This is a genomic window from Aequorivita sp. CRS11, assembly GCF_059693805.1.
This window is the reverse complement of sequence record NZ_JCATIG010000006.1, coordinates 71,530-97,481: the sequence shown is the minus strand read 5'-3', so window position 1 is coordinate 97,481 and position 25,952 is coordinate 71,530. Positions and strand designations below refer to the sequence as shown.

At 38.6% G+C, this 25,952-nt stretch carries 20 protein-coding genes and 1 other RNA gene; 8 read left to right on the top strand and 13 right to left on the bottom strand.

Features of this window, described 5'->3' with window-relative positions:
* Together AC58DT_RS12850 and AC58DT_RS12845 are read left to right on the top strand one after the other, a co-directional pair.
* Window positions 1-1,302: T9SS type A sorting domain-containing protein (locus tag AC58DT_RS12850; protein ID WP_497217209.1), on the top strand; the 1,302-nt coding region annotated here is incomplete at its 5' end.
* A 127-nt stretch (window positions 1,303-1,429) separates the two neighbouring features.
* Entirely contained in the window at window positions 1,430-3,556 is a 2,127-nt protein-coding gene (locus tag AC58DT_RS12845; protein WP_497217208.1) for a M3 family metallopeptidase, read from the top strand.
* Between the two features lie 83 nt (window positions 3,557-3,639).
* On the opposite strand, the gene AC58DT_RS12840 is transcribed toward AC58DT_RS12845, so the two are convergent.
* Both AC58DT_RS12840 and AC58DT_RS12835 read right to left on the bottom strand, forming a co-directional pair.
* Window positions 3,640-5,808: a S46 family peptidase gene (locus tag AC58DT_RS12840; RefSeq protein ID WP_497217207.1), complete on the bottom strand. Its 2,169-nt coding sequence runs from the start codon at window positions 5,806-5,808 to the stop codon at window positions 3,640-3,642.
* Between the two features lie 154 nt (window positions 5,809-5,962).
* The gene (locus AC58DT_RS12835; protein ID WP_062622742.1) at window positions 5,963-6,502 is read right to left on the bottom strand and encodes a hypothetical protein; all 540 of its coding nucleotides are present in this window, start codon (window positions 6,500-6,502) and stop codon (window positions 5,963-5,965) included.
* Between the two features lie 437 nt (window positions 6,503-6,939).
* Between AC58DT_RS12835 and AC58DT_RS12830 the strand changes: the two genes are divergently transcribed.
* Entirely contained in the window at window positions 6,940-8,850 is a 1,911-nt protein-coding gene (locus AC58DT_RS12830; RefSeq protein ID WP_497217206.1) for a T9SS type B sorting domain-containing protein, read from the top strand.
* A gap of 73 nt (window positions 8,851-8,923) precedes the next feature.
* Here AC58DT_RS12830 and AC58DT_RS12825 read toward each other — a convergent pair whose 3' ends face one another.
* From AC58DT_RS12825 to AC58DT_RS12790, 8 genes are all read right to left on the bottom strand, one after another.
* Window positions 8,924-9,427, bottom strand: a complete 504-nt coding sequence (locus AC58DT_RS12825; protein WP_497217205.1) for a GreA/GreB family elongation factor — start codon at window positions 9,425-9,427, stop codon at window positions 8,924-8,926.
* Window positions 9,428-9,552: 125 nt separating this feature from the next.
* Window positions 9,553-10,131 (bottom strand): T9SS type A sorting domain-containing protein, encoded by a 579-nt coding sequence (locus AC58DT_RS12820; RefSeq protein ID WP_497217204.1) that lies wholly within the window; start codon window positions 10,129-10,131, stop codon window positions 9,553-9,555.
* Between the two features lie 74 nt (window positions 10,132-10,205).
* Window positions 10,206-11,090, bottom strand: a complete 885-nt coding sequence (locus AC58DT_RS12815; protein WP_497217203.1) for a DUF5777 family beta-barrel protein — start codon at window positions 11,088-11,090, stop codon at window positions 10,206-10,208.
* Window positions 11,091-11,098: 8 nt separating this feature from the next.
* Entirely contained in the window at window positions 11,099-11,473 is a 375-nt protein-coding gene (locus tag AC58DT_RS12810; RefSeq protein ID WP_497217202.1) for an OB-fold protein, read from the bottom strand.
* 7 nt (window positions 11,474-11,480) lie between these two features.
* A complete protein-coding gene (locus AC58DT_RS12805; RefSeq protein WP_497217201.1) occupies window positions 11,481-12,026 on the bottom strand; it encodes a YceI family protein in 546 nt (181 codons plus the stop codon).
* A gap of 23 nt (window positions 12,027-12,049) precedes the next feature.
* Window positions 12,050-12,412, bottom strand: coding sequence for a c-type cytochrome (locus AC58DT_RS12800; protein ID WP_497217200.1), 363 nt, complete (start codon window positions 12,410-12,412; stop codon window positions 12,050-12,052).
* 122 nt (window positions 12,413-12,534) lie between these two features.
* Window positions 12,535-13,002, bottom strand: coding sequence for a hypothetical protein (locus AC58DT_RS12795; RefSeq protein WP_497217199.1), 468 nt, complete (start codon window positions 13,000-13,002; stop codon window positions 12,535-12,537).
* A gap of 33 nt (window positions 13,003-13,035) precedes the next feature.
* Window positions 13,036-14,796, bottom strand: coding sequence for a hypothetical protein (locus AC58DT_RS12790; RefSeq protein ID WP_497217198.1), 1,761 nt, complete (start codon window positions 14,794-14,796; stop codon window positions 13,036-13,038).
* Between the two features lie 102 nt (window positions 14,797-14,898).
* Between AC58DT_RS12790 and AC58DT_RS12785 the strand changes: the two genes are divergently transcribed.
* From AC58DT_RS12785 to AC58DT_RS12775, 3 genes are read left to right on the top strand one after another with little or no spacing between them, the layout of a single operon-like run.
* The gene (locus AC58DT_RS12785) at window positions 14,899-15,408 is read left to right on the top strand and encodes an RNA polymerase sigma factor (protein ID WP_497217197.1); all 510 of its coding nucleotides are present in this window, start codon (window positions 14,899-14,901) and stop codon (window positions 15,406-15,408) included.
* Between the two features lie 40 nt (window positions 15,409-15,448).
* On the top strand, window positions 15,449-16,375 hold the full coding sequence (locus AC58DT_RS12780; protein WP_497217196.1) for a FecR family protein: 927 nt from the start codon (window positions 15,449-15,451) through the stop codon (window positions 16,373-16,375).
* Window positions 16,353-18,917: a TonB-dependent receptor gene (locus tag AC58DT_RS12775; RefSeq protein WP_497217195.1), complete on the top strand. Its 2,565-nt coding sequence runs from the start codon at window positions 16,353-16,355 to the stop codon at window positions 18,915-18,917. The genes AC58DT_RS12780 and AC58DT_RS12775 overlap by 23 nt, the downstream gene beginning before the upstream one ends.
* A 419-nt stretch (window positions 18,918-19,336) precedes the next feature.
* Here the strand turns inward: AC58DT_RS12775 and ssrA are convergent.
* Window positions 19,337-19,735, bottom strand: a transfer-messenger RNA (tmRNA) gene (gene ssrA / locus AC58DT_RS12770).
* Between the two features lie 145 nt (window positions 19,736-19,880).
* Here ssrA and AC58DT_RS12765 point away from each other — a divergent pair.
* Both AC58DT_RS12765 and AC58DT_RS12760 read left to right on the top strand, forming a co-directional pair.
* Entirely contained in the window at window positions 19,881-21,089 is a 1,209-nt protein-coding gene (locus AC58DT_RS12765) for an NAD(P)-dependent oxidoreductase (protein WP_497217211.1), read from the top strand.
* Window positions 21,090-21,119: 30 nt separating this feature from the next.
* Window positions 21,120-21,926 carry an SDR family NAD(P)-dependent oxidoreductase gene (locus AC58DT_RS12760; protein ID WP_497217194.1) on the top strand — a complete coding sequence of 269 codons (807 nt, stop codon included), beginning with the start codon at window positions 21,120-21,122 and terminating at the stop codon, window positions 21,924-21,926.
* A 4-nt stretch (window positions 21,927-21,930) separates the two neighbouring features.
* Here AC58DT_RS12760 and AC58DT_RS12755 read toward each other — a convergent pair whose 3' ends face one another.
* Window positions 21,931-23,901: a transglutaminase family protein gene (locus tag AC58DT_RS12755; RefSeq protein ID WP_497217193.1), complete on the bottom strand. Its 1,971-nt coding sequence runs from the start codon at window positions 23,899-23,901 to the stop codon at window positions 21,931-21,933.
* 25 nt (window positions 23,902-23,926) lie between these two features.
* Window positions 23,927-25,900: a DUF3858 domain-containing protein gene (locus AC58DT_RS12750; protein ID WP_497217192.1), complete on the bottom strand. Its 1,974-nt coding sequence runs from the start codon at window positions 25,898-25,900 to the stop codon at window positions 23,927-23,929.
* Window positions 25,901-25,952: the final 52 nt, after the last annotated feature.

Genomic DNA, 25,952 nt, shown 5'->3' with positions numbered 1-25,952 from the left:
ACCTGTATGGCAGTGGTAAATGTGATTGATAACATTGCACCTGTGATTACCTGTGGTCCTCCTGTGACTACTGTATCAGAAACAGTAGATTTTGAAGGTAGCTCTATACCTTCTGGATGGACTACACAAATCAACGCAGGTTCACAGGATTGGACATTTGGTTCTGGCGATATGCCAATAGGAACTGACTTCGCCTCAAACGCAGCTATCTTTGATGACGACGCAGCTGGTAGCGGTGAGGTAAACAACGCTACGCTTATCTCTCCGGTATACGATATAAGCGCTGCTTCTACTGCCTCGCTGTCTTTTGACTATGCAATGCAGGAATTCCTTGGTGATGGTACACTTACCGTTGAGGTTTATGATGGGGCCGCATGGCAACAGATTCTTTTTGTTGATGTGAGCACCAACCCGACTAATACAGGAGCCATTGATTTGGCAACTTACCTAAATGCTGACTTCCAAGTTCGTTTTACATATGACGATGAAGGCGGTTGGGCCTGGGGTGCCGGTGTGGACAATTTCGAGCTTAACTATTCTATTGTTCCAACGAGCAACGTAGTGGAAATCGAATTGGGTCCTGACGGAACTACCTCTGTAGATCCTTACAGTCTTGTATCTAATATAGATGAGGCCTGTGGTATCGCTACAATTGCTGTAGATGTGCCAACAGTAAGTTGTGCAGATATAGGAGGTACCTTTATGGTTACTGTATTTGTTAGTGATACCAGCGGCAATATTGCTTCTTGTATTGCAGAGGTAAGTGTGGTAGACAGGCTTGCCCCGGAACTAACCTGTCCAGCAGACCAGACAGTTGATCCAGGACCAGGTAACATATTCTATATATTACCGGATTATTTCGCAACTGGCGAAGCTATCGCGGATGACAACTGTACAGACCCTGTAACAGATACGACCCAAGACCCTGCTCCCGGTACGGCGTTGCCCGATGGTGTCCACACCATTACGTTCACCGCTACCGATGAGTACGGAAACACTTCAACCTGTAGCTTTGAGCTTACGGTTGAGTCTGTGCTTGGTGTGAGCCAAAACTCTTTGGACGCTGGCGTGGCACTATATCCAAACCCGGCGAGCAATGTTGTGAACCTTGTTAACAAGACCAACATTTCCCTAGAGAAAATGATGATCTATAACATAAACGGCAAACTAGTAAACCAGGCAGACCTTCGCACCATGCAAGGTGAAAGAGCGGTAGATGTTTCATCGCTTGCTGCCGGGGTTTACGTTGTTCAGATTATTGGTGACAATGCAAGCACTGTGAAGCGCTTGATAAAAGAGTAATCACCAAATAACCAACCAAAAAGGAAACCCCTTCAGCTTTTGCTGAGGGGGTTTTTGATTATAGCTATTTCACTGTATACATCTTACCAATTATGTATCTTTACGTTTCTTATTAAAAATCAATAAAATGAAAAAAGCAATTCCTTTATTTGCGTTAGCCCTTATGATTGTGGCTTGTAACAATTCCAAAGAAAAAGAAAACCCGAATCAAACTGAAGAACAAATGAATGAGATTGAAAATCCATTACTTTCAGAAAGTACCTTGCCCTATGGTGCACCTGATTTTTCCAAAATAAAGGATGAACATTTTAAGCCGGCAATGCTGGAAGGAATAGAACAACAAAAGAAAGCCGTAGAAGCTATTGCCAATTCGGAAGATGAACCCACTTTTGAGAATACCGTTATTGCCCTTGAGAAAAGTGGTGAATTATTGAATAGATCTTCACAAATATTTTATGCACTTGCAGGTGCAAATACCAATGAAGCCCTGCAGGCGATAGAGGAAGAAATGGCTCCGAAATTTGCTGCCCAAAATGATATGATTTATTTGAACGATAAACTGTTCAAGCATTTTAAAACTCTTCACGATAAAAAAGAAACGCTAAATCTAGATGCTGAATCTTTAAAACTTTTGGAAGAATATTATGAGGATTTTGAAATAGCGGGCGCTAATCTTTCTTCGGAAGATAAAGAAAAGCTTAAGCAATACAATGAAAAGATTGCTACACTAACTACTAAATTTGGAAAAACCCTTTTGGATGCCAACAATGACGGAGCAGTTAACTTTACCAATAAAGAAGATTTGGCAGGTGTGAATGAAGACTTTTTGAAATCAAAAGAGAACAAAGATGGCGAGGGCTGGACAATTCCACTACAAAATACTACCCAGCAACCGTTATTGCAATCAATGGAAAATAGAGATAGTCGTGAAAGACTCTTTAAGGCTGCGTGGCATAGGGCAGATCAGGGAGCAAATAATACTAGCGAAATTATAAAAGAGCTAGTGGAAGTGCGTGCACAAAAAGCAAAACTTCTCGGCTTTAACAATTATGCCGAGTGGAGTCTTCAAAAAACCATGGCGAAAACCCCTGAGAAAGTAAATGAATTTTTTAGTGGTCTTATCGCAGCGGCTACATCAAAAGCACAAGCTGAGGCTGGTGAAATTCAAAAAATGATTAAAGCAAAAGGACAAAATTTCACTTTAGAACCTTGGGACTGGAATTATTATGCAGAAATGGTTCGAAAGGAAAAATATGATTTGGACGAAAACCAGATAAAACCCTATTTTGAAATTAATAATGTATTGGAAAAGGGCGTTTTTTATGCAGCACAAAAACTATACGGCATTACATATAAACCTAGAACCGATATACCCACATATCATGAAGATGTAAAAGTCTATGAACTTTTTGAGGAAAATGGGGAGCCATTGGGACTTTTTTATACAGATTATTTTGCGCGCCCAAGCAAGAGTGGTGGCGCTTGGATGGATAATTTTGTAACGCAATCCAAACTGTACAACAAAAAACCCGTTATATATAATGTTTGCAATTACCCAAAACCCGCAAATGGCGAACCTGCCTTGTTGACCTATGATGAAGTTGAAACCATGTTCCATGAGTTCGGGCATGCGCTGCATGGGTTTTTTGCAGACCAGCAGTATCCATCGCTTTCCGGTACTTCGGTGGCTCGCGATTTTGTGGAGTTTCCTTCCCAGTTCAATGAAAACTGGGCGCTTTATCCAGAAATTCTTAAGAACTACGCACTTCATTATAAAACGGGAGAGCCCATTCCACAAGCTTTGATCGATAAAATCAAAAATTCGGGAACTTTTAATCAAGGCTATAGCTTGACCGAAAACTTGGCTGCATCAAATCTGGATATGCAGTGGCATACCATTTCTTCCGATAAAAAAATAGACGATGTAAACGCTTTTGAAAAAGAGGCCTTGCACAACACCAAACTCGATGTGGTACACGCGGTGCCTCCCAGATATCGCTCCACCTATTTCTCACATATTTTTGCGGGAGGATATGCTGCGGGCTATTATTCCTATTCGTGGACAGAAATGTTACATCACGATGCCTACAATTGGTTTGAGACCCATGGAGGTTTGACCCGTGAAAATGGACAGCGCTTCCGTGATATGGTATTGTCTAGAGGAAATACGATGAATCTTGAGGAAATGTACAAGAATTGGCGCGGTAGTGATCCAAAAATTGCGCCAATGCTAAGAGCAAGAGGATTAAAGTAAAAAGGAATAGCTTATTAAACTGCGAATCCACGAATAGTTTTAAAACTCTTCGTGGATTCGTAGTTAATACAGTGATTTGATGCTTAATTCTTCTTTTTGCTTTTCGACTTTTCTTTCTTAGGATGCACCAACTTCAACTCTTCAATTAAGTTGGTTGCGCCAGCATATTTATCCACTATAAAAAGTACATAACGAATATCAACCATGATGTTGCGGGATAGGGCAGGATCGTAATAATAATCGCTCATGGTTCCTTCCCAAACACGGTCAAAGTTCAAGCCTATAAGGTTTCCATGGGCATCAATGGCGGGACTTCCAGAGTTTCCTCCTGTAGTGTGATTAGTTCCAATGAAGTTAACAGGCATCTTGCCGTTTTCGCCATACTGTCCATAATCTTTTGTTTTGTATAGATCGATTAGCTTTTGGGGCACGTCAAACTCGTAATCACCTGGTACGTATTTCTGCATAACACCTTCAAGATGTGTAACGGGTTCGTAATAAATGGCATCGGCAGGGGAGTAGCCAGCAACTTTTCCATAGGTTACGCGAAGGGTTCTATTAGCATTTGGAAAAATGCGTGCATCTTTCGGACTCAATTCCAGCAAAGCCTTCATATAATCGCGGTGAAGACCGGAGATATTGAGTTCCAGTTCTTCATATTTTGGGGCTACTTTATCAAAATACGCATCGGCCATTTCCTGTGCCACTTTAAAACCTGCATCGTTGTTTAACTTTGCGATAACTGTTTCAGCATCTCCTTCCAATAATTTTTTTAAGGATTCATAATCTACAAATGCAGAATTGCTGTAAACATCTTTGGTTAGCATTGCGGCATTTATATTATTAAAGGAAGAAGGCAAAAACTGGGCAGGTACATTTTTTGCATACAGTGCAATCAAGGCTTCAAAAACCTCTTGGTCCACTTGCTTGCTGTAATCCTTATAATGGCTTTCTGCGCCTGTGATAAGATTGTTTCTTCGGTCTTCAAAAGATTGTGCTCCGCGGTTTTCATACACCTGTTTCAATTGATAGGTTTGGTATGCCATTCGCAGCAATTCTACATTGCGTAACACGGTCTCTAAAAAGTACTCCCTAGCCAAGGCATAAGGCTCGATTTCGGTATAGTATTGTTCAAATTTTGGCAAAAGCTGTCCGTACTCCTGTTGCTTTCCTTTTTTGTTAATTTGTTCGGTAAGTTCGTTTTCTTGTTGTTTTTTAATGCCTACAGCATTGCTTTTCGTTAAACCAAGCGTTTCTCCTTTCCACTTTTTCCAGTAATTGGCAATGCGGGCAAATTTGGAAGCATATTGAATTTTTATCTGCTGGTCTGCGCGCATATATTTATCTTGAATGGCCAAAGCGGCATCGCGAATGGCGATACGGGCGGGGTTTACTGTATTTATAACCTGTTCTATGGCAATGGAAGGTAAATACTCATCCGTAGTGCCGGGATAGCCAAAAACCAAGGTGAAATCGTTTTCTTCCACACCATCTAAGGAAATTGGCAAGAAGTGTTTGGGGGTATAGGGTACATTGTCTTCGGAATATTCCGCCGGACGGTTGTTCTTGTCTGCATATATTCTGAAAAGTGAAAAATCGCCTGTGTGTCGTGGCCAGATCCAGTTGTCGGTATCGCTGCCAAACTTTCCAATGGAAGAGGGCGGAGCGCCCACCAAACGCACATCCTTAAAAGTTTCCACTACAAAGAGCATATACTGGTTGCCCTCATAAAAAGTACGTACACGGTTTTCCTGCCAAGCTTCCTTGGGCGAAGTCTGGACCACGAGAGCGATATTCTCTTCTATCTTTTTTTGCTTATCTGCCTCGCTCATTGCTTCGTTAATACCTTCAAGCACTTGTTCGGTTACGTCTTCAATACGAACCATAAAGCTGGCCGTTACGCCGGGATTGGGAAGTTCATCCTTCAGGCTCATTGCCCAAAATCCATTTTCGAGATAATCATTTTCCAAAGAGGAATGGCTTTGGATCTGCGAATACCCGCAGTGGTGGTTGGTAAGCAGAAGTCCTTGGTTGCTTATAATTTCGGAAGTGCAGCCGCCGTTAAAATGCGGAACGGCATCTTTTAGGCTGGCATTGTTAACGTCATAAATATCCTTAGCGGTCATTTTCATGCCGAGGTTTGTCATTTCGGATGCGTTCATCCCTTCTAAGAGCGAAGGAATCCACATGCCGCCTTGTTGTGCAAAAAGAGGAAAGGATAGAAGAATAAAAAATAGTCGGAAAAGTTTCATTTGAGTGTTTTTTTAATTGTTGCAATATACTAAATAGAAATATTTATGAACGACAAATTAAATATTGATAACGTTTTTGACGGTATGTTATAAAACGGATGAAGTCCGATTTTTTTAAATCGGACTTCATTTAAATTAGTTTTTGATAGTTTAATTAGAGGCCACAGTCATCTAAACAGTATTCAAAATACATAGCCCAGCTATTGCCACCATAAGGTAGACCTGCTGCCCAGCCTGTTTCTGAACCTGTTGGGCCATTTACTTCCGCATGCGCTGCAATACATAGACAGTTTGGTAAATCGGATAAAGGAATACTGTAAGTATAGGTTGTAGTTCCGTTCGGATGGCTTGCCGAGTAAGGGAAATGTCCAATACGTGGATTTCCGGATTTATTGGATGGCCGTTGGGAACAATCTCCTACAAAAAGGTGTGATGCGTTAAGTATCCAGTCCCCTTCCATGCTATAGGTGACCAATAGGTTGTCTCCGTAGATTGCAACCTCTACATTTCCAGAATCGTAATGTTGTCCTGCCATAAGATCGACTTGAATGCAATAACCGTCACTCGTAGGTTCCTCTCTTGAAGCCACAATATCATCTGGTTGATTGATCAAAAGATTATCATTTTCGTTATCCCTAGAGCAACTGGAGATGAAAATTATACCTAAAAAAAGAATGAGTAATTTTGTTTTCATAATTTATTTGTTTAGAGGTTGTTAAGTCAAAGGTAAATAAAAACTATTCATTTAATTTTATTTATTAAAATAATCGATTAAATGTAATCTTTTATCGATAAAACACATTGATTGGTATCTTATATACGAATTAATTGTTAATAAATTAGAAAAATATAGTTTCAAAAGTTATTGAAATTTATTAAGGTGATTTTTTTGTGTTCAATAGAAATAATTTCCAATATTTTTACTTCGGCACCTATATTTATATAGAACAATTTCACCCCTAGTATGTACAGTCAATGCCACCGTTCACACTTTTCTTTGAATGTTTTGCAATTGCTACAATATGCTAAATAGATATTCAGAATGCGTTTGATAATACGTTTTAAAAATATATCGTTATTATGAAGGAAGAACTATATTAGCGTTCTATTACGTTATAATTCTCTTTTTTTATGTCCTGGATTTTCAATGTGGTTTGGATATTAAGCCAGTTTCTTTCTACTACTTTAGTTACTCAAGCTTCCACAATCTTGGCATCTTCTGCTTTAAAGCCGCAGCCACCTACATTGCAATTTAAGTATTGTGATCCTGATGGTGATGGTACAATTGAGCTGAACCTTGAACAAATATCCCAGGAAGCGCTTAATTATTATGGTTTGGACCCTAACGATTCTGAAGCTATTTTAATCTGTAACAGTGACGGTTCATACGTGAAGCTCAACAATCCTTCCCAAGAGCCTACCTTGGAATATATATGCCAAGTGGTTGGGCCCCTTACCGATATAGCTGTGAATGATGTGGGAGATGTATTTGTAAATACCTTTCTATCTATTTATAAAATGGATGCCACAGATTGTTCCTATAGCTCGGTCTTTCCCGTGATTTATGGTGAAGTTTTAAACTCGCTTTCTTTTGATACTGGCGGAAATATGTACTTTGGTTTTGCAGATCACAGTAAGGTTTATAGATATGATGCCGATGGCTTGACAGATCCCTATGTATGGCATGATTTTGGACAGGGCAATGCGGGTGGCGATTTCGTGATGGTGGATGGCAAGCTTTACATTTCGTGGGACGACGGATCTTTTAATAGACTTTATGAGGTAACGGTAGATGCAAATTACAATTACGTATCGCATATAGATAAAATGGAACTGCCAGAAGGTACCTACGGGTTGGCTAGTGAATTTGGGAGTCTTTACGGCGTAACTATTGACTGGCTCTACAGAATAAGACTAGACACTCATACTTTTGAATCTGTAATTTATAATACCTTCGGAAACGGGGACTGGTACGGAGCAGCTGGACTACACGAAGGAATGATATTCAATGCGGCACTTTTTTCCAGTAGTTCAGATGCCAATAACAATACAAACCCTCTTCCACCACTTTGGACCAATACCCAGAGTGGGCAACAAACTATTTATGTGCGTATAGAAAATGAAACCACTGGGGAGTACGTAATACACCCAGTAATTATTACTGTAAATAATACTCCCCAGCTTACCCAGCCCGAAAATTTAATGCAGTGTAGCGATGATGAAGTGAACACGTTTGATCTGCAACTTGTGGAAGATGAGCTGTTGCAAAACGTTACTGAAAGTGTAGTGGTTAGCTACCATGAACTTCCAGAACACGCCGACTCTGGAACAGACCCACTCCCAGTATTATTTCAAATGGATGTTTCGCAAAAAACTATTTTTGTTAGGGTAAAAAACAGAAATAATGATTGCTATGCCGTAACGAATTTTCAATTAATTGTAAAGTCTTCTCCAGAATTGGCACCTTTGGTCACCAATAGGACAGAGCGTAGCTTGAGCCAATGCTATATAACTCCAAGTGGTAGGGGTTATTTTATGCTTGATGAAATGTATGAACAACTTGTGATGGATGGTAATTCAAATTACATTATGAAATATTATAGTTCCTTTTCAGATGCCCAAAACGGTTATAATAGAATTCCAAAGTTGTTTTATTCTGACGAAGGTAGTGTGTATGAGATTTTTGTAGCCGTGACCAATGATGATGGATGTACGTCTATTTCAAATTTCTTTTTGGATGGCAACTGCGTAAAATACACTTTGGACTTGGGCAGTATTAATTTTCCCAATTTTTTTACCCCTAACGGAGATGGTATTCACGACTTTTGGAATATTTATGGTGTTTCAGAGAAATTGCAGAAAGAAACAATTGTAACAATTTATGACAGATTCGGTAAAAAAATCTTCGGATTTAAACCATATAACATTATTGGTTGGGACGGAACTTATAATGGAAGGCCTATGCCATCCAGCGATTACTGGTTTGAAATTGCTACACCTATAGGGGCAAGATTTACAGGGCATTTTTCCTTAAGGCGATAAGCACTTTAATTTTTGGAAGTAAGTAATTAGTGAATGATTTTTGAAAAATTGCTTCGAATTATTTAGCGTGTGATTATTTATAAATAATATTCAAAATTTCTATTTTTCTAACTTCCTTACCCAGTTTGAATTGCACAATGTCCCCCACATTATTCCCTGTGAGGGCAACCGCTAGGGGAGCAACGAATGCAATTTTTTGCTTCGCAACATCAGCTTCGTCAACACCAACTATCTGAAATGTTTGAGCAGAGGTGGAAGTGGAAATTTTATAGGTAACCGTGGCGCCAAAACGCACTTCATTTTTAGGTTGTTGGGTTGGTTCTAAAACTCTTGCGGAGGCAATGCGTTCGTTTAGTAAATCCAATTTGCCATTTATTACGGCCAACTCTATTCGGCGTTGTTGTTCATGCTTGGTAGGAAGCGTGGTACGCTCCTGTTCCAGTTGTTTGCGTTCGTTCAATAACAATTGCATTCCCATCGGAGTTACATAATTCGTTGCTCCGTTTGGCAGTGCGGCACGTGGAGGTATTATGGGTGTTTCTTCTTGGTCTCCTTCTTTTACAAATCCTCGGCTCATATAATCTTTTATATATAAAGATACTTATTTTTAGATATTGAGAGTTTTTTTTGGAATTGTCAAAACAGATTAACATAGAAGAGGCTGTCTTTTAAACAGCCTCTCTCATTAAAGGTGTAATTTTTTTACCGTTTTATCACTTTAAAAGTTGATTGTAAATCTTCAGAAATTGCGTTTATAAAATACAATCCGCTCTCTAACTGGGACATATCAATTTCAGTGATATTGCCATTCGCGGGCCCCTGCGCTACAAGACTTCCCAAAGTATTGTAAATTTTATAATTGTCCAGCTTATAAAGAGAGGTTACGGTTACTTCATTTTGTACAGGATTGGGATAGAAAGAGATATTTTTTCTGAATTTATCCTCAACAGAAGCAATGTCTTCTACAGTTATCGTGCCTTCCATATTAGAGTGTACATCGCATTTATAGTCGTTTATACCAATTTGTGTAAATGTATAAGAAAACTGGGAGCCACTGCCAGTGAGAATACCACTGTCAAAATCTTCTTGGCTGCCAGATTCACTAGTAACGGAGTGGGGCACTTCATCTGTCCAAGTCCATCTTACCGTATCGCCCGGTCCAACGGTTATGCTTACATCTCCACTGGGCACACCGACGAACCAGTCTAGGTCAAAAGTTGTTTGCGCAGTTGCCATAAAAGCGGTTAGCGAGATCACAAAAAATAGTTTGATTTTTTTCATAATATTTAGTTTTAGGTTAATATATACTCATTGTTAATTTTTATATTTCAGCGATCTTTTCTTAAAAATGCTACTTAAAAGACGCGGCTTATATTAAAGCCGAAGAAGAAATCGCCATCGGTCCAATCTCCCTGCCCCTGAATTATGAAACCGTCTTCAAACATTGCTTGGGCATTGGTGAAATGCATTTGGAAAACATGGCCGCCGGTTTCAATATCTACACCCACTGACAGAGGGTTCTTGAAATTGGAATTTTTGTTGCGGTTTAAATGGATACCATAATCTACATTAATGCTCACACGGTTTGAAATTTTATACCTTCCGCCCAATCCTAAGGCGTACTGATTGTTTTTTTCATCGTAGTTCAAGGTGGTTCCGTCATTTAGAACTTCCCTGCTGCGGGTTGCCAAATTCTCGTGTATAAAAGTTGGCGCTACCAATAGTGAAAATGATTCATTAAATTTTTTTGAAATTAAAAGCTGGGAAGTATAAGTGAGCCTATCTGCAAACTCGAGGTTTGGGTATTCATCCTGTCCCAGAGAAGTGTTTACGGTAATCAAATTATAACCTACTAATGTTACCGGAAAACCTACGGTTTCCTGAGGTATCAATCTGTATTTAGCGTGAATTCCATATTTTTTTTGAAAAGAACTTCGCGCAATACCAATATTCAACCAATCATTAAAACCATAAATAAATTTTAATTGTGTAACGGCATTGTCCAGTCCGAAAAAATCATCAAATCCATTTTTTACCGACCCGAACCGATGGGCCACAATAAAATAGAAGTCTTTTTTGTCTGCAAGTTTGGTAGATTCAAAATTTACCACTTTCAGTCCTTTAAAAGCAGCAATAACTGTTTTATCAAATACTGCTTCACTTTCCAGATCGTTCAGCAAATCCTCTTGCGAAAAAAAAGCAAAAGGAATAAAGAATACTAAAAAGGTGATTTTTTTCATCCTTTGTGCTATTTAATAAGTGAGCATTGATCCAACTTTACTATTTCAAACAATTCGTCATAACCAATACATCGGCCTTTAATCATTATTTTCTCATTGGTTGTTAATTGTGGAATGTTTTCATCAAATGTGGCATATACGCTTTCATCGAGAGTAATGGCTCCATCTTCCAAATTGGTAATTACACCAGTTACCGATATGGTTTGGTTCAACAAGGCGTTGCCGTCATTTGTTTTAAAGCGCTCCAGTAAATAGGAGGCGGTGATTTCAAGTTGTGAGGTTTCAGACTTAATATCTCTATGATCTTGGTAGATATAATTATATCCAAAATAGCCTACTGATAGTAGTATAATTAAGATCAGGATTTTTCTATGTTTGCTCATGGCTTTATTATTTTTGTAACTGAAATGTCACAGAAACATTCACGTTTTCCGCGATTTTATTGCTTACAATTGATGGAATTTTAATATTGAACCCTTCTGGCTTAAGCACAAACTGGGCGGTGAGCGTAACGACTCCATCATTGACTGAAATAACAGCTGGCACGTCCATTTTTTTGTCAACACCGTGAAGATTAAAAATTCCATTGATTAAATACTCGCGTTTTTCCGAAGCTTTTGAAGCGTCAAAATCCTGAATGGTTCCTTTAAAAGTAGCTTTTGGATATTTTGAAGATTCAATGTAGTTTTCATTAAAATGCTCTTCCATTAAGGCCACTTTAAATCGGAAGCCCTTCATAAGTGCAAGAGCCGCAAATTTGCCTGTATCAGCGTCCAAAACGGCACTTACATTAGTGTTTTTTGCCTTTACTTCTTCAAAAGAAGGAACCGAAGCTTCAAAAGTAATTTCCCCAGTTTTGGTACTGTACTTTTCTTGGCCCGCAGCTGTAACTAAAAAGGCTAGGCAAAAAATCAATAAAACGATTATGGTTTTCATCTCTATTAAGATTTTAATGGATATTAATTTTCCAGCAATCCATCTTGGTTCCACTGTACTATAAGATCGATTTGTTGTTGCGGTAACCGTGGACCACCCAGGGGCATCAATCCCTGCTCACCTTCATTTCTGCTTATTCTATCCAAAAGCCCTCTGTTTTCAACGGCATCCTTCACTTCGGAAAAGTTGGTCAACGACATTGGCGCCCCATTTTGCGGTGGATTGTTGTGGCAGACAATGCAGTTGTTTTCAAACACAAATGCAACGTCCTGAAAGGTTACCAGCTCTGTTTGATTTTCTTCAGCTGGGTCTTCTATGTCATCATAAGTACTGCTCGTGCAGCCGAGTAGCGTAAAAGAAAAAATGAAGAGTAAATGACGTTTCATAAAGTATTATATGGTTTCCTTTTAACTATTTATAAAACATTTCAAAAGCAAGAAACCCTACCATACAAAATCAAAAAGGCCACGGAAAACCGTGGCCTAATCGTGGGGAGCTAAGTAAACAACTAAATTTTTTCAAAGGTGAGAAAGTCTGTACCTCCATTGCCTCCGCTTACATCAGTGAGTTCAATTTTGGAATTAGTTACAGAAATAATATCCCAGTCATCTGAAAGGTCTTCAAAATCTGGTGGCGAAGCAAAGAATATATTGAAATCAACATCACTTGAGCCACCATCATCGTCACTGGAATTACTGTCTGTTACAGACCATGTTCCCGTAATTGTAGTACTTCCGTTTACCCCAACCAAAGAACCGTTTTCATTAAATGTAAACGTAAATCCGTTAAAATGGTTTGTTTCATTTTGATCAGAATCAAAGAAATAAGTTATTTTCCATGACCCACTTTGGGCGGTGTTTTGGGTCTGTTGCACTGTAGTTTCCAGTTGCTGAGTGTTATCATCATCTTTGTCGCAGGACATTGCCAAACCTGTGTATATAAAAAATGCGAGTATTATTTTTGTGATAATCTTCATAGCTTAATTTTTTTTTGATTTTTATTTATGTAGTTAATTCTTTTTGAAAATCAAGGTGTCTTCAATTTCTCCTTGACTATTTCGGGTAATAAAGGTTGCTGACGTTGTTGTATATTGCAATGTCTTGTATTCATCGTCATCGGCTCCATTAATGGGACTGTCCATATCAAACTCAAAATTGAGTTCTTGCCCGGTGACGGTAACTATCCAAATTCCATAAACATACTCCGTACCATTGGTAGCATAAACGGTCTGGTTACTATAGAAGTTAAAATCGTACCCATTAAACTCAGACGTTTCATCGTTGCCATCGTCTAAAAATTTCTCCACATACCAAGTTCCCGATTCAAGAATGTCTCGCAATTCTTGTGGGTCAGGGCCGCCGCCGCCGCTTGGTTCTCGGCCAAAAGAGAGATAGTCCGTTCCGCTTCCTCCCCCGCTTACATCCGAAAGTCGGATTATGGTTTGCGTGGCTTCCAGCACATCCCAATCATCATTTAATTTACCGAAATCGGCATTTGTATTGGTTTCAAAATTCATAATGAAGTCCAGATTGCCACTGTCTATTTGTGCGGTCCAAAAACCGTTAATGGTATTACTGCTGCTTACCGCTGTGGCAGAACCGTTTCCATAGAAAGTAAATTCATACTCATTGAAGTTTGCAGTATGGTCTATGCCGTTTTCCTCCAATAAGTTTAAGTACCAACTTCCCGTTATCAAGTTTTCAATAAAAAGGTTGAGTTCTGTATTGTTTCCTCCTGTGTTCGGATTGCGACCAAAGGTCAAATAGTCTGTGCTTCCGTCACTTGCGCTAATGTGTTTTAGTTTTATAAGGTCTGCACTTGCTTCCAATATTTCCCAGTCTTCATCCAACTCATCTAACGGTGGGTATATTCCAAAGAAAAGATCAAACTTAAAATCGTCCACGAGTGCCCAAGTGCCGTCAACAACAATTCCTGATTTTATGGCTTGTGCGGTTCCGTCCAGGGCAAACGTAAACTCATATCCGGCATAATTGTCAGTTTCATCATAATCATCAAAAAAGTAATCAACATACCAAACACCCGTTGTCAGATCTTCCTCAAACTGTGAAATATCTATAGGGTCGTTATTTGTGTTGGCCACACAATCATCAATCAATGTTTGTAACTCTTGGTTGCTGTTCACTTCCACGGTAGTACCATCTTCAAGAATCACCGAAATAGGAAAATCCAGACTGATGAAATCATTTGGGCCCAAATTTTGCAGAAAGCCAAACAATTCCAAATCATTATTAATGGTAACTGTTCCTGTCTGTTGCTGATCTGAATTATAAGTGAAAAATGAAATAGGATATACAAAATCCAAACAGCCAATTTCAACATCGTTTGTGCCGCAAGTGTCGGCAAGAGCGTCAAGTTCAGCTTGGGTGTTTACCGTTATTTGGGTGTAGTCAAACAGCTCCAAATTTATTGGGAAAAAGATTTCTAAAGTATCGGTATCGTTTGGGAAAAGGTTGAATATTTCTTGAATTATAGTTATATCTTCAGGAGAATTGATGGTCACCTGCTGTCCGTTGGCAATAACAGTCACTGGCAGTACCACCGCCGTGCAGCTATTACCGTCAATAATATCGTCATAAGCGCCCGGATTTTGTGAGGTGCGCAACAAGAGCCCTGTCAGGGGTGAACTGGCGGTAATAGTCTCTTCATCTTGGGTTTCATCAATATGTTCCTCTTCTTCCTTTTGGCATGAAAAAAAGGACACACTTATAAAAAGCAATATAAAAAAACGAAAGAAGTATACTTTATTCAAATTCTTGATTTTTACTTTATATTAATAACAAACTAATTAAAAACTACCCTACCAACCAAGTTGAAAAACTTTTTAAATATATTTGAATATCAGCATTCCTATATGAAAGAACCCGAAAACATTTGTAACGAAAAAACTTTCAACCATCTGTACGAGTCTCACGGAAAACCTGTTTGGCGGTTTATCTATTTTAAATGTGGTAATGAAGCTCAAGCAGACGATTTGGTGCAGGAAGCTTTCATAAAACTATGGCAAAACTGTGCGAAAGTTACGAAAGAAAAGGCTAAATCCTTTTTATATACCGTTTGTAACAATGCTTTTTTGAACGAGGTGGCCCACAGAAAAGTAGTTTTAAAACATGCCAAAAGACAGTCAGAAAAAGCGAATTTTCAATCTCCGGAATTTTTGATGGAAGAAGAACAGTTTCGCGAAAAGCTAAAAAACGCTATTGAAAATCTTACCGAAGCACAGCGTACTGCTTTTCTTTTGAACCGTATTGAAGGAAAAAAATATACCGAAATTGCTGAAATGCTCAATATTACGGTAAAGGCCGTAGAAAAAAGAATGAGCCAAGCCTTAGCTGCCCTCCGGGAGGAAATAGGAAAAGTTTAATATTTAAGGTAGGGTAATGGATTGTTGAACTGTTTCAACTATGAATACAATGAAAATGAAAAATGATCACTTATTGCACAAATGGCTTAACAACGAGGCCACAGAGGAAGAACTGGAGCAGTTGAAAGCTGACCCTGAATATGCTTCCTATGCTCAAATTGCTGATGCCAGTTCGGATTTTGAGATTCCCGAGATGAATGCTGAGACTAATTTTGAAGCTATTTCCAATAAAACGAAATCCGTCCATCAATTGAACAAACCGAAAGTTTTTTCAATTGTATGGAAAGTGGCTGCCGTATTTGCATTGATTCTGGCGGGTTATTATTATACCACAACTTTAGATACATCCATTAAAACTGAAATTGCGCAAACTGAAACTTTTTCGTTGCCCGATGCTTCCGAAGTAATATTGAATTCAGGCTCAAAAATTACTTACAACAAAAAAAATTGGAATCACGATCGCGAACTTTTCTTGGACGGCGAAGCGTATTTTAAAGTAACCAAAGGAAACAAATTCAGCGTAAAAACTTCTGAAGGTATTGTTACCGTGCTGGGCACCAAGTTTAATGTTTGCGCAAGAGATGGGTTGTTTACGGTTGTTTGTTATGAAGGTCTGGTTAGCGTTGCTTTCAATGATACTCTTTTAAAGTTGCCCGCTGGGGAAAAGGTGCAGATTGAAAATGGAAAGTCGACAATTAATGGTGCTGCCGAAAACCCGCAACCTGTATGGCTTTCAAAGGAAAGCAATTTTGAAAATGTTCCATTTTCGCTCGTTTTGAAAGAAGTTGAAAGACAATACCCAATTAAAATTTCTGTTAAAGATGTAGATACCGAAAAAAGATTCACAGGCACCTTTACCCACAAAAATCTTGATCTTGCCTTAAAATCAATTTGTGAGCCCCTTCAGTTAAACTATAAAATTAATAATAACGGAGTAGTAACCATTGAAACCAAACATAGCAAGTAGCTGCAGAATTTTTATTTTCTTTTGGGTGTTCTGTGTTTGTGGAGCCAAAACCATAGCACAGGAAACCGAAGAAACTACTCTTTTGACTTATTTGGAAACTTTGGAAAAAGAGCATAACGTTCGTTTTTCCTTTGTTCATAAAGAAATAGATGGAATAAGCCTGAAGCCACTTTCAAAAGATGGAGTTTCCATAGAAAATATTCTTTTGTACTTAGGGGAAAACACACCTTTTAATTACAACCGCATCAACGAACGCTATATAACGATTACCTTCAAAGAAGATAAGAACAACCTTTGCGGAAGGATAATTGATTTTGAGACCCAATTGCCGCTGGAAGGTGCGACAATTGTCTTTGAAAACAATTTGTTTAACACTATTACGGACGCAGAAGGTTTTTTCCATATTCCATTGCAAGACAGAAACATAAACTTTACTGTTTCGTATATAGGTTATACAAAAATCACAAGTAATACTTCAGATTTATCTAATGAATGTCCTGTGCTGCCTTTGCTCCCTTTTGTTTCGGCGCTTGAGCCCGTTTTAATCGAGAATATATTCACTAAAGGAATTGACAAAAATCTGGACGGTTCCATTTTGCTTTCCACCGAACATTTTGGACTGTTGCCTGGCCAAGTGGAAAACGATGTGCTACAGATTGCACAAGCCCTCCCGGGTGTGGAAAGTGTAGATGAAACCATTTCAAACATCAATATTCGCGGGGGAACGCATGATGAAAACTTGCTGCTTTGGGACGACATAAAAATGTATCAAAGCGGACATTTCTTCGGGCTTATTTCTGCCTTTAACCCAGACATCACAAAAAAAGTTACAATCTATAAAAACGGAACCAACATCCGTTATGGCGAAGGGGTTTCGGGCGTTTTGGATATGCGTTCAAAAAATACCATTTCATCAAAAACCGGATCGGGGATAGGATTTAATCTGATAAACGGAAACGGGTTTTTAGACCTTCCCATTTCAGATAAAACGAGCATTCAGGTTGCTGCCCGAAAATCCATCAACCACCTTTGGGAGTCGCCCGTGTATAAGAATTACACAAAGCGCATTTTTCAGGATAGTGAAATCACCAATGTTGAAGGCAACCACGATAACTTCACCGTAAATGCTAACGAAGATTTCAGTTTTTATGATATTGGCGCTAAATTGCTTTGGAACATTTCTGAAAAGGACAAAATAGGTGTAAATTTTTTAGCCATAGATAACTCTCTCGATTTTACCGAATCCATTGAAACTACTTCCCAGTCAAAAACTAGTGAGTTGGACCAGCGCAGTTTGCTTGGCGGTATTTCGTGGGAGCGTAAGTGGAATACTGAAATTGAAACTTCGGCTTTGGTTTATGGTACCCACTATTTGCTAGATGCTATAAATAGAGATATTTTCACGACCCAAGAACAAATTCAACAAAATGAAGTTTTGGAAACTGGCGTTAAGCTTGATGCCGGTGTTCTGCTTTCGGAACAGCTAAAATTTCAAACTGGGTATCAATTTTCAGAAATAGGTATAGCGAACACACAGGACGTAAATCTGCCGCGGTTTAGGGATCATGAAAAAGATGTTTTGCGAACCCATGTGGTTTTTGCGGGTTTGAATTATCTATCTAAAAATCAAAAAACCTTTGTTGCTGGTGGTTTACGTGGAAGTTATTTTACCAAGTTTGATGAAGTTTTGATAGAGCCCCGATTGAGTCTGCACCAAAAGTTCGGCAACGGTTTTGCGGTAGAGGTCTTGGGCGAATTCAAAAGCCAAAGTACCACGCAGCGAATTGATTTTGAAAGTGATTTTCTCGGTATCGAAAAGAGACGATGGGTTTTGGCCGATGGTGAAAATACACCCGTCATTAAAAGCAAACAGGCCTCTGCTGGGCTTGTTTACAACAGGCGCGGACTGTTTATCAATGCTGAGGGTTTTTATAAAATAGTGGAAGACATAAACAGTGCAAACCAAGGGTTTCAAAACCAATTTCGGTTTTCAAGGGCCACGGGCAATTATACCGTGAGGGGTGGCGAATTTGTTATCAACCAAAAAACAGCATCCGTCAGCCTTTGGGCCAGTTATAGGTACAGTAAAAATGATTATGGGTTTAAAAGCCTTATGCCTTCCACCTTTCCGAATAATTTGGACATACAGCATTCGGCAACCGTTGCAGGAAGCTATTCGTGGCATGCCTTAAAGATTGCTTTGGGGGTAAATTGGCACAGCGGAAAACCTTATACGGTTCCGTTAAAAAATGCTGAGACCACAACGGAAGGGGGCATAACCACCATTCAGTATGATGTGCCGAATAGCGAAAGACTTCCGGATTATTTTAGAACGGATTTCTCGGCAGAATACCTTTGGAAACTATCACCTACCATTGACGCAAAGATAAACTTTGCACTTTTAAATCTTTTGAATACCGAAAACACCCTAAACATCCGCTACGCTTTGATAGGCGATGAAAACAATCAGGTTTCGGTAAACAAAGTAGAGGAAATTTCTTTGGGCATTACACCCAACTTTTCGTTCCAAGTATTGTTTTGATATCACAATTTTGGCGTGACCCAAATTTTAGTGCTGAACTTCCTCCTTCTAATTAAGAATTTCGCACCTCTTTTCTTATTTCCGTCCGTGAAGATAACTGATGATGAACAATACCAAAATCAAGACAACTGTAGCCACAAATAGATTTCCTACACCCATAATAAAAGATTTTAAAGATTAAAAAAACCTGTGTTATATATAGGTAAAGATAAAGAAATAGATGGAAAGGAAAGTTAGTGAGGTTTCAAAAAAAAAAGAAATCGTGAATTGCGAAAGGAGCCAATCCAAATAGTGCTGTGGCCCTAGTGTGAGGTTACACAAGCCTTTTAGGGTAAAAATGTATATGTTCATCGAAGCTCTAGGCAGCTTATTACGAAAATGGTTTAATTAAAAATGCCCTCCGGAATTCCGGAGGGCGGTAGTGGAGCCGGGGAGATTCGAACTCCCGTCCAAACGCGCAACTATACTGCTTTCTACATGCTTAGTTTTCATTTAGGTTTTCGAGAGATTGCCGGTTGAAAACTACCAACGCACTCCTTATCTTCACTTGAGGTTCACGATGCCATCAAAGCACTAGCATCGCTAGGTTTACTTTTACGAAGCCACTATATCAACCGCCGTAAACCAAGGCCGTTGAGTGACTTCCTGCTTGCCCACCTTGTGGGCCGAGGCACATCCTACTATGATTCGGATTATGCAGCTAGGGCGTAGTTATTCTCGCCGTTTAAAAAGTGTGAAATATGATATTAACGAGCTATATCCCAGCGCTCGGCATGCTTACAATACAATTAGACCCGCTGTCAAAACCAGTCGGCCCCTTATAAGTTTCAGTAGCAGTATGCAGTGGTTACATTAACATACAGCCTGCGACTTCAAACGGGAAGCAAAGATACATGAAAAACCCTATCTTTGCCACCGCAATTATTCCGATAGCTAACGGAACAAAAAACATACCAAATGCCCATAACCTTTGCAATTATCAAAGAACGCAAAAACCCGCCGGACCGGCGAGTAGTATTTTCACCAGAAAAGTGCCAAGAAGTCATACAAATGTTTCCAAATGCCAAAATAATCGTTGAAGCCTCTGATGTTCGTATTTTTCCAGATCATGCTTATCGCGAAGCCGGTTTTGAGGTGGTTGATGATGTTTCCGGGGCCAATGTGATGCTGGGCGTAAAGGAAGTGCCCGTGGATGCATTGATTCCGAATAAAAAATACTTTTACTTTAGCCATACCATAAAAAAGCAACCCTACAACCGTAAATTGCTAAAGGCAATGCTCGCTAAACATATTGAAATGTTTGACCACGAAACTATCGTGAATGCCGATAAACATAGGTTGATTGGCTTTGGTTATTATGCAGGTCTTGTGGGCGCATATAATGGATTTAGGGGTTTGGGCTTGCGCGATAAGCTGTTTAGCCTTCCAAAAGTGGAAAATCTTCCAGACTTAGAAGCTGTAAAAACTGAATTGGATAAAATTACACTTCCAAACTTAAAGATTGTCCTTTCAGGAACAGGAAAAGTTACTCGAGGGGCAAAGGAAATTTTACATCATTTAAAGATTAGGGAAGTTACCGACGCCGATTATCTTTCAAAAAATTATAATGAGCCTGTATATTGTCTTATTGACGTTTCAGAATACAATAGACGTAAGGATGGTGGCGATTTTAACAAAGGGGAATTTTATAATGATCCTTCAGAGTACGAAAGTGATTTTATGAAATATGCCAAAGTAAGCGATATGTTTATCACGGGCCATTTTTTTGGAAATGGCGCTCCTTACTTATTTACGCGAGAGGATGCCAAGAGCCCTGACTTCAAAATAAATTTAGTGGCTGATATATCGTGTGATGTTGATGGTCCTGTGGCCAGTACCTTACGAGCTTCTACAATTGCTGAACCATTTTATGGATATGATCCGCAGACAGAAAGCGAAACCAGCTTTGATGCTCCCGGCAGTATCACTGTCATGGCCGTTGATAACCTGCCATGTGAATTACCTAAGGATGCAAGCGAAGGTTTTGGTGATATGTTTTTAGAAAACGTAATGCCTGCTTTTTTTAACGGAGATGAGGATGGCATTTTGGAACGGGCAAAAATTACTACAGCAGACGGAAAATTAACTCCTAGATTTGCATATTTAAAGGATTATGTAGAAATTGCCGACTAGCAAATTAACTTTTTGTTAACAACCTAGCAATTGAATTTAACCAAAGAAATACAAAAAACAGCACTTGTTACTGGAGCTGCTTCCGGTCTAGGGTTTGAATTGGCCATGCTTTTGGCCAGAGACGGATATCAGCTGGTATTAGTAGATGTAAACGACAAAAAGCTTCAAAAAGCGAAAGAAGATATACTAACTCTTTATTCTTCTGAAATACAATTGATGCATAAGGACTTGAGCCAGCAAAACGTGGCAGAAGAGATATTTAAAGCCATTGAGGGGAAACGCATTGATGTTTTGGTGAACAATGCAGGTTTTGGTATTTATGGAACCTTTCACGAGACAAATTGGGAGCGACAAGCAGAAATGCTAAACTTACATGTAATTACCACAACACATTTAACAAAATTAGTATTGAAGGGAATGGTTGTACGCGGCCATGGAAAAATATTGAACATGTCTTCACTTGCTGCTTTTCAGCCTGGGCCCTTGATGTCTTTATATTATGCCTCCAAGGCATATATTCTATCTTTTTCAGAGGCTATAGCCAATGAACTAAAGGATACGGGTGTTACCGTGACCTGTCTATGCCCTGGGCAAACTAAGACTTGTTTTCAGGATGTGGTGGCCAATGGATCGAAAGCTTCTGAGAATAAAATAAAATTCAATATTGCTTGCCCAAAGGCTGTTGCCGAATATGGTTATGAAGCAATGCGAAAAGGGAAGATAGTAGCCATTCCCGGAAACATTAATAAGCTACTGTCCAAATTGCCCAGATTTGTATCGCGCCGCACAGCTACTGCTGTTATACGCCGAATTCAAGAAAAAAACAGAGAGGTTTAAGGTTTTATATTTTCTTCAGTTCAATAGGTTCTTCCGATTGAATTTTTATCAACGTTTCAAAAAATTGTCGCAATGCCGGATAGGCTTCAACCGGGAAATTAGTTGTGTTCAATTTTGCACTTAGCCTAACATTTACCCTGCTGCCCGAAACATCATAAACAACCGAAAGCTCGCCATCATTATTTGGAAGTTTCAGTATTTTGTTTTCGGGGACCTTTACTATTTCATATTGGTCTTTCACATCAATTGAAACCAAATAATTGTTGATAACCGGAAAACCAAAATCTATTGGATAATTACGGGTTTCTTTTGAAAATGGATTTTCGGAAAAGTAAGTTTGCATTAAAAAAGGATATACAAAAAGCTTGTTGCCCACGGGCTGCTCATGTATGGAAATATCATAATTTTCTTTATAGGGCTGCTCTAAATCTTTTTCGTTTTCAATTTGAAGGTTGGTAATATCTAAAGCTTCATTTCTGTTTTGCTTTCTTTTTATGATATCTTCTTTTCTTCTATTATTATTTTCGGTTCGTTTTGGAACGGCTATATAGCCCGTTGAAACTTCGCTTACTTTTCCTGAAAATATGCCTTGTTCATTTGGTGCCAATTGCATATTTACATAGTGCATGTTTTTGTTTATAGGATCAATGGGCTCCCAAAAACTACCTTTTTTAAAATCCATTACTCGACCTTGCTGGCAGAGATCACGAAATGGCAATACTCCGAAGGGAGTGTGTTTATCGGTAGCGTCCAAAAGATATTTTTCATCCCCAATTTTAAGATAAACAAGGGCATAGATGAAAGGACTTATTACGGGATATTGCATTGTGGGTGGGGTAAAATCACGGGTGGAAATAAGCATTATTTTTGCATCCATTCCTGCGGCTTCCAAAGCATTTATCAAAGCAAGATTTATTTCAGAACTGTTACCGGATTTACGTTCAAAAGCTTCTTTAACACGCACATCAGATAGGATACGGTATTTGCCGTTCCATGTCATATGGTCTTGAATATAATAATAAATTGCTTTTGCTTTTTCAAGATCGCTCCCAGTTGAATAAACTGAAGCAGGCAAGACATCCTTAAAAAAACTTTCATATTTTAATTGACGACCTAAGTCCTTGTCGTATCTATAATAATTATCTACATCATCCCAGGAGCGGGTATAGGAATGCTTGTTTTCTGCAAAATCTACATATTCTATGAGTTCATAAACCATTGCTGCCAGATAATAATTAGACGAAAGCATATGATTTTCTTTTTTAGCGGCAGGAACATCTTTCATGGCATAGGTTGCTATTTCACAATCTGCTTGCACATCAAACCCTTCAATGGCAAAACAACCTTTTGTCTTTTCGGCTTTGTTGATATATAGCGGTAGGTTGCCATATAATGTACGGTTATACTTAAAATTTCCTGGCAGTTCGGTATGAAATTCAGAATACATTACGGGTAGTGATCCTTGAAACCGCCACCCGCCAAAATTTGATAAATGGCTTGTTTCTATTCTATAGGTATATTCTAGGATACTGCCGTCTTTAATGTTTGGAAAAGTGAATTTTTTTAAGGACCAATACGGGTTTTCATCTGTTTCGAATATATTGGCTTCATCTATAAATGTTTTTACTGTACCATTATGAGTGATGGCAGTTATTTTGGTGACGTCTTCATTATTATTTTTTTCATTATAAAAAGGAATTTCAACAGTAGCGTGATCAAAATTTTTAGCGTTAAAAACCTTCATTTTCACGTGAACTTCTTTTATAAGTTTCACGTAGTTTTCAACCAATTCAAAATAATAATTACCTTTTTCAAATAAAACCACACCCGCAGCCTCTGGATCTTTGGAGTATGATTGTAGCGCAAATTCTCCTGCGGTTGGGTTGCCAAAGTCTGCCGTTTCTCGTTGCTGAGAAAATGAAACACCACAAAGGGTAAGGGCTAAAATGAAACAACTAATTTTTAAAAATTTCATAGATAATTTGTTTTGAAATGATTTGTTATAGTTTCTTTAAAACAATTGATTCTTCCTTTAAAATAGTAATTATCGTCCCAAAATATTCTTTAAGAGATTGATAAGCATCTGAAGGAAATCGGTAAGTGTTAAGTTTCATGTTGAAACGGATGTTTATCTTGCTGCCTTCAGCAACATAGGTTACAGAACACTCACCGTCATCGTTGGGCAATTTTATGCTTCGGCTGGTGGGCAGTTGCTCCACTTCGTATGTATTTCCTAAATCTATAGAAATTAAATAGGTGTTTGAAAACGGAAAGCCAAAATCCATTGGGTAACTACGCTCCTTCATTTTAAAGGGGTTTTCGTTGAGATATGTTTTGTTGAAAAAAGGGTAAAGAATTACTTTGTCTCCCACCGTTTCAGGTTCTATGGAAATGTTATAATTTTCCTTGAGCGGCTTTTCAATTTTCTTTATTTCCTCTACTTGATATTCCTCTATTTCAATACCTGCCTTTTCTTTTTGTTGGTCTTTAATATATTCTGGGAGGGTTTTTTCCTCAATGCTATTTCTTTTTTCCAGTGCTATGTAGCCGTAATTTGATTGGTTCACTTTTCCGGTGAAGTTTCCATTTTTATCAGCAGTTATTTGGGCATTTACGTAGTGGATATTTTTTTCATAAGGTTCAATGGGCATCCAATAGCTTCCTTTTTTGAAATCTAATACGCGCGCTTGAATATTTAGGGCCCGAAATGGAATGATGCCAAATGGGGCTTGTCTATCTGTTGCGTCCAGCAGTATCTTTTCATTGTTTATTATTAGTACCGCAACCACATAATTAAAATTGGAAAGTACTGGGTACATCTCAGTGGGCAATCCATTGTTTCGGGTGGAAAGAATCACGGATTTAGCATCGAGTTTGGCAGCTTCAAGTGCATTTACCAATGAAATGTTTATGGCCGTTACACTGCCCAGTTTATCATCAAAAGCATCTTTTACATTAATGCCATAATTAAAATACCTCCCATTCCATGTATAGCTATCTTGAATAAAACTATATACTGCCTTAGCACGTTCTAGATCATCTTCGATGTCAAGAATGGAGCTGGGTAATTTTTTTTTAAAATAACTTTTTTTGTTTAGTTGTTCGCCAAAATCACTGCGGATTTCAAAACGATGATCCACATCTTCCCAGTTTCGCGTAAAGACTTGATCAAAACCATAAAATGCTTTAAATGCCAAAGGTTCATACACCATCCTGGAAACATAATTTTTTTTAGATAGCATATAGCTTTCTTCCCTAAATGAAGGGACATCAGTCATTACATATGTATCTAGCTCCGTATCAATATGTCCATTATTTGAAGGAAGCTTAAAAGCATCTTTAATAACCACTGCTTTTTCAATCGCTAACTTTTTGTCCCCATAAAGAATTCGGTTGTATCTAAAATGTGGTGGTAATTCGGTTTGGAATTTACTATAAAGTGTTGGCAGCTCGTGTTGAAATTCCCACCCATCCAAATCATAAAAGTAAGGGCTTACAATGGTGTATGAATATTCTAAAATGCTTCCATTCTGTACATTTGGAAAAGTAAACTTTAGAACATTCCCGACCCCAGGTTCATGGGTTTTATAGAATGAATTGTTAGGTACAAAATTTTGAACTGCCCCGTTATGGGTTACGGCTTTATAGTCCTTTATTTCTTCGCCATAATATTCATTTCCTTCATAATATGGTATTTCTACAGTGGCGTAATCAAATTTTTTGGCATCAAAAACTTTAATTTTTCTATGTATTTCCTTTACTAATCTTACGGACGTTCGCTTAACTATTGGTACTGCATAATATTTTCCGGATTCGTAAAGTATTACGCCTGTGGCATCCGGTTCGGCTTCATAACTTTTAAGATCAAAATCCTTTTGGCTGGGCTTTCCAAACTCGTCAATACGATCTGATTGTGAATAGGAAAAGTATAGGTTGAAAACCAAGAAAATTAAAGCGATTTTTTTAGAAAGCATAAATTGTGGCTGAGGCTTATTTGAGTTTCGCAAAATAAAATAAATATTGGAA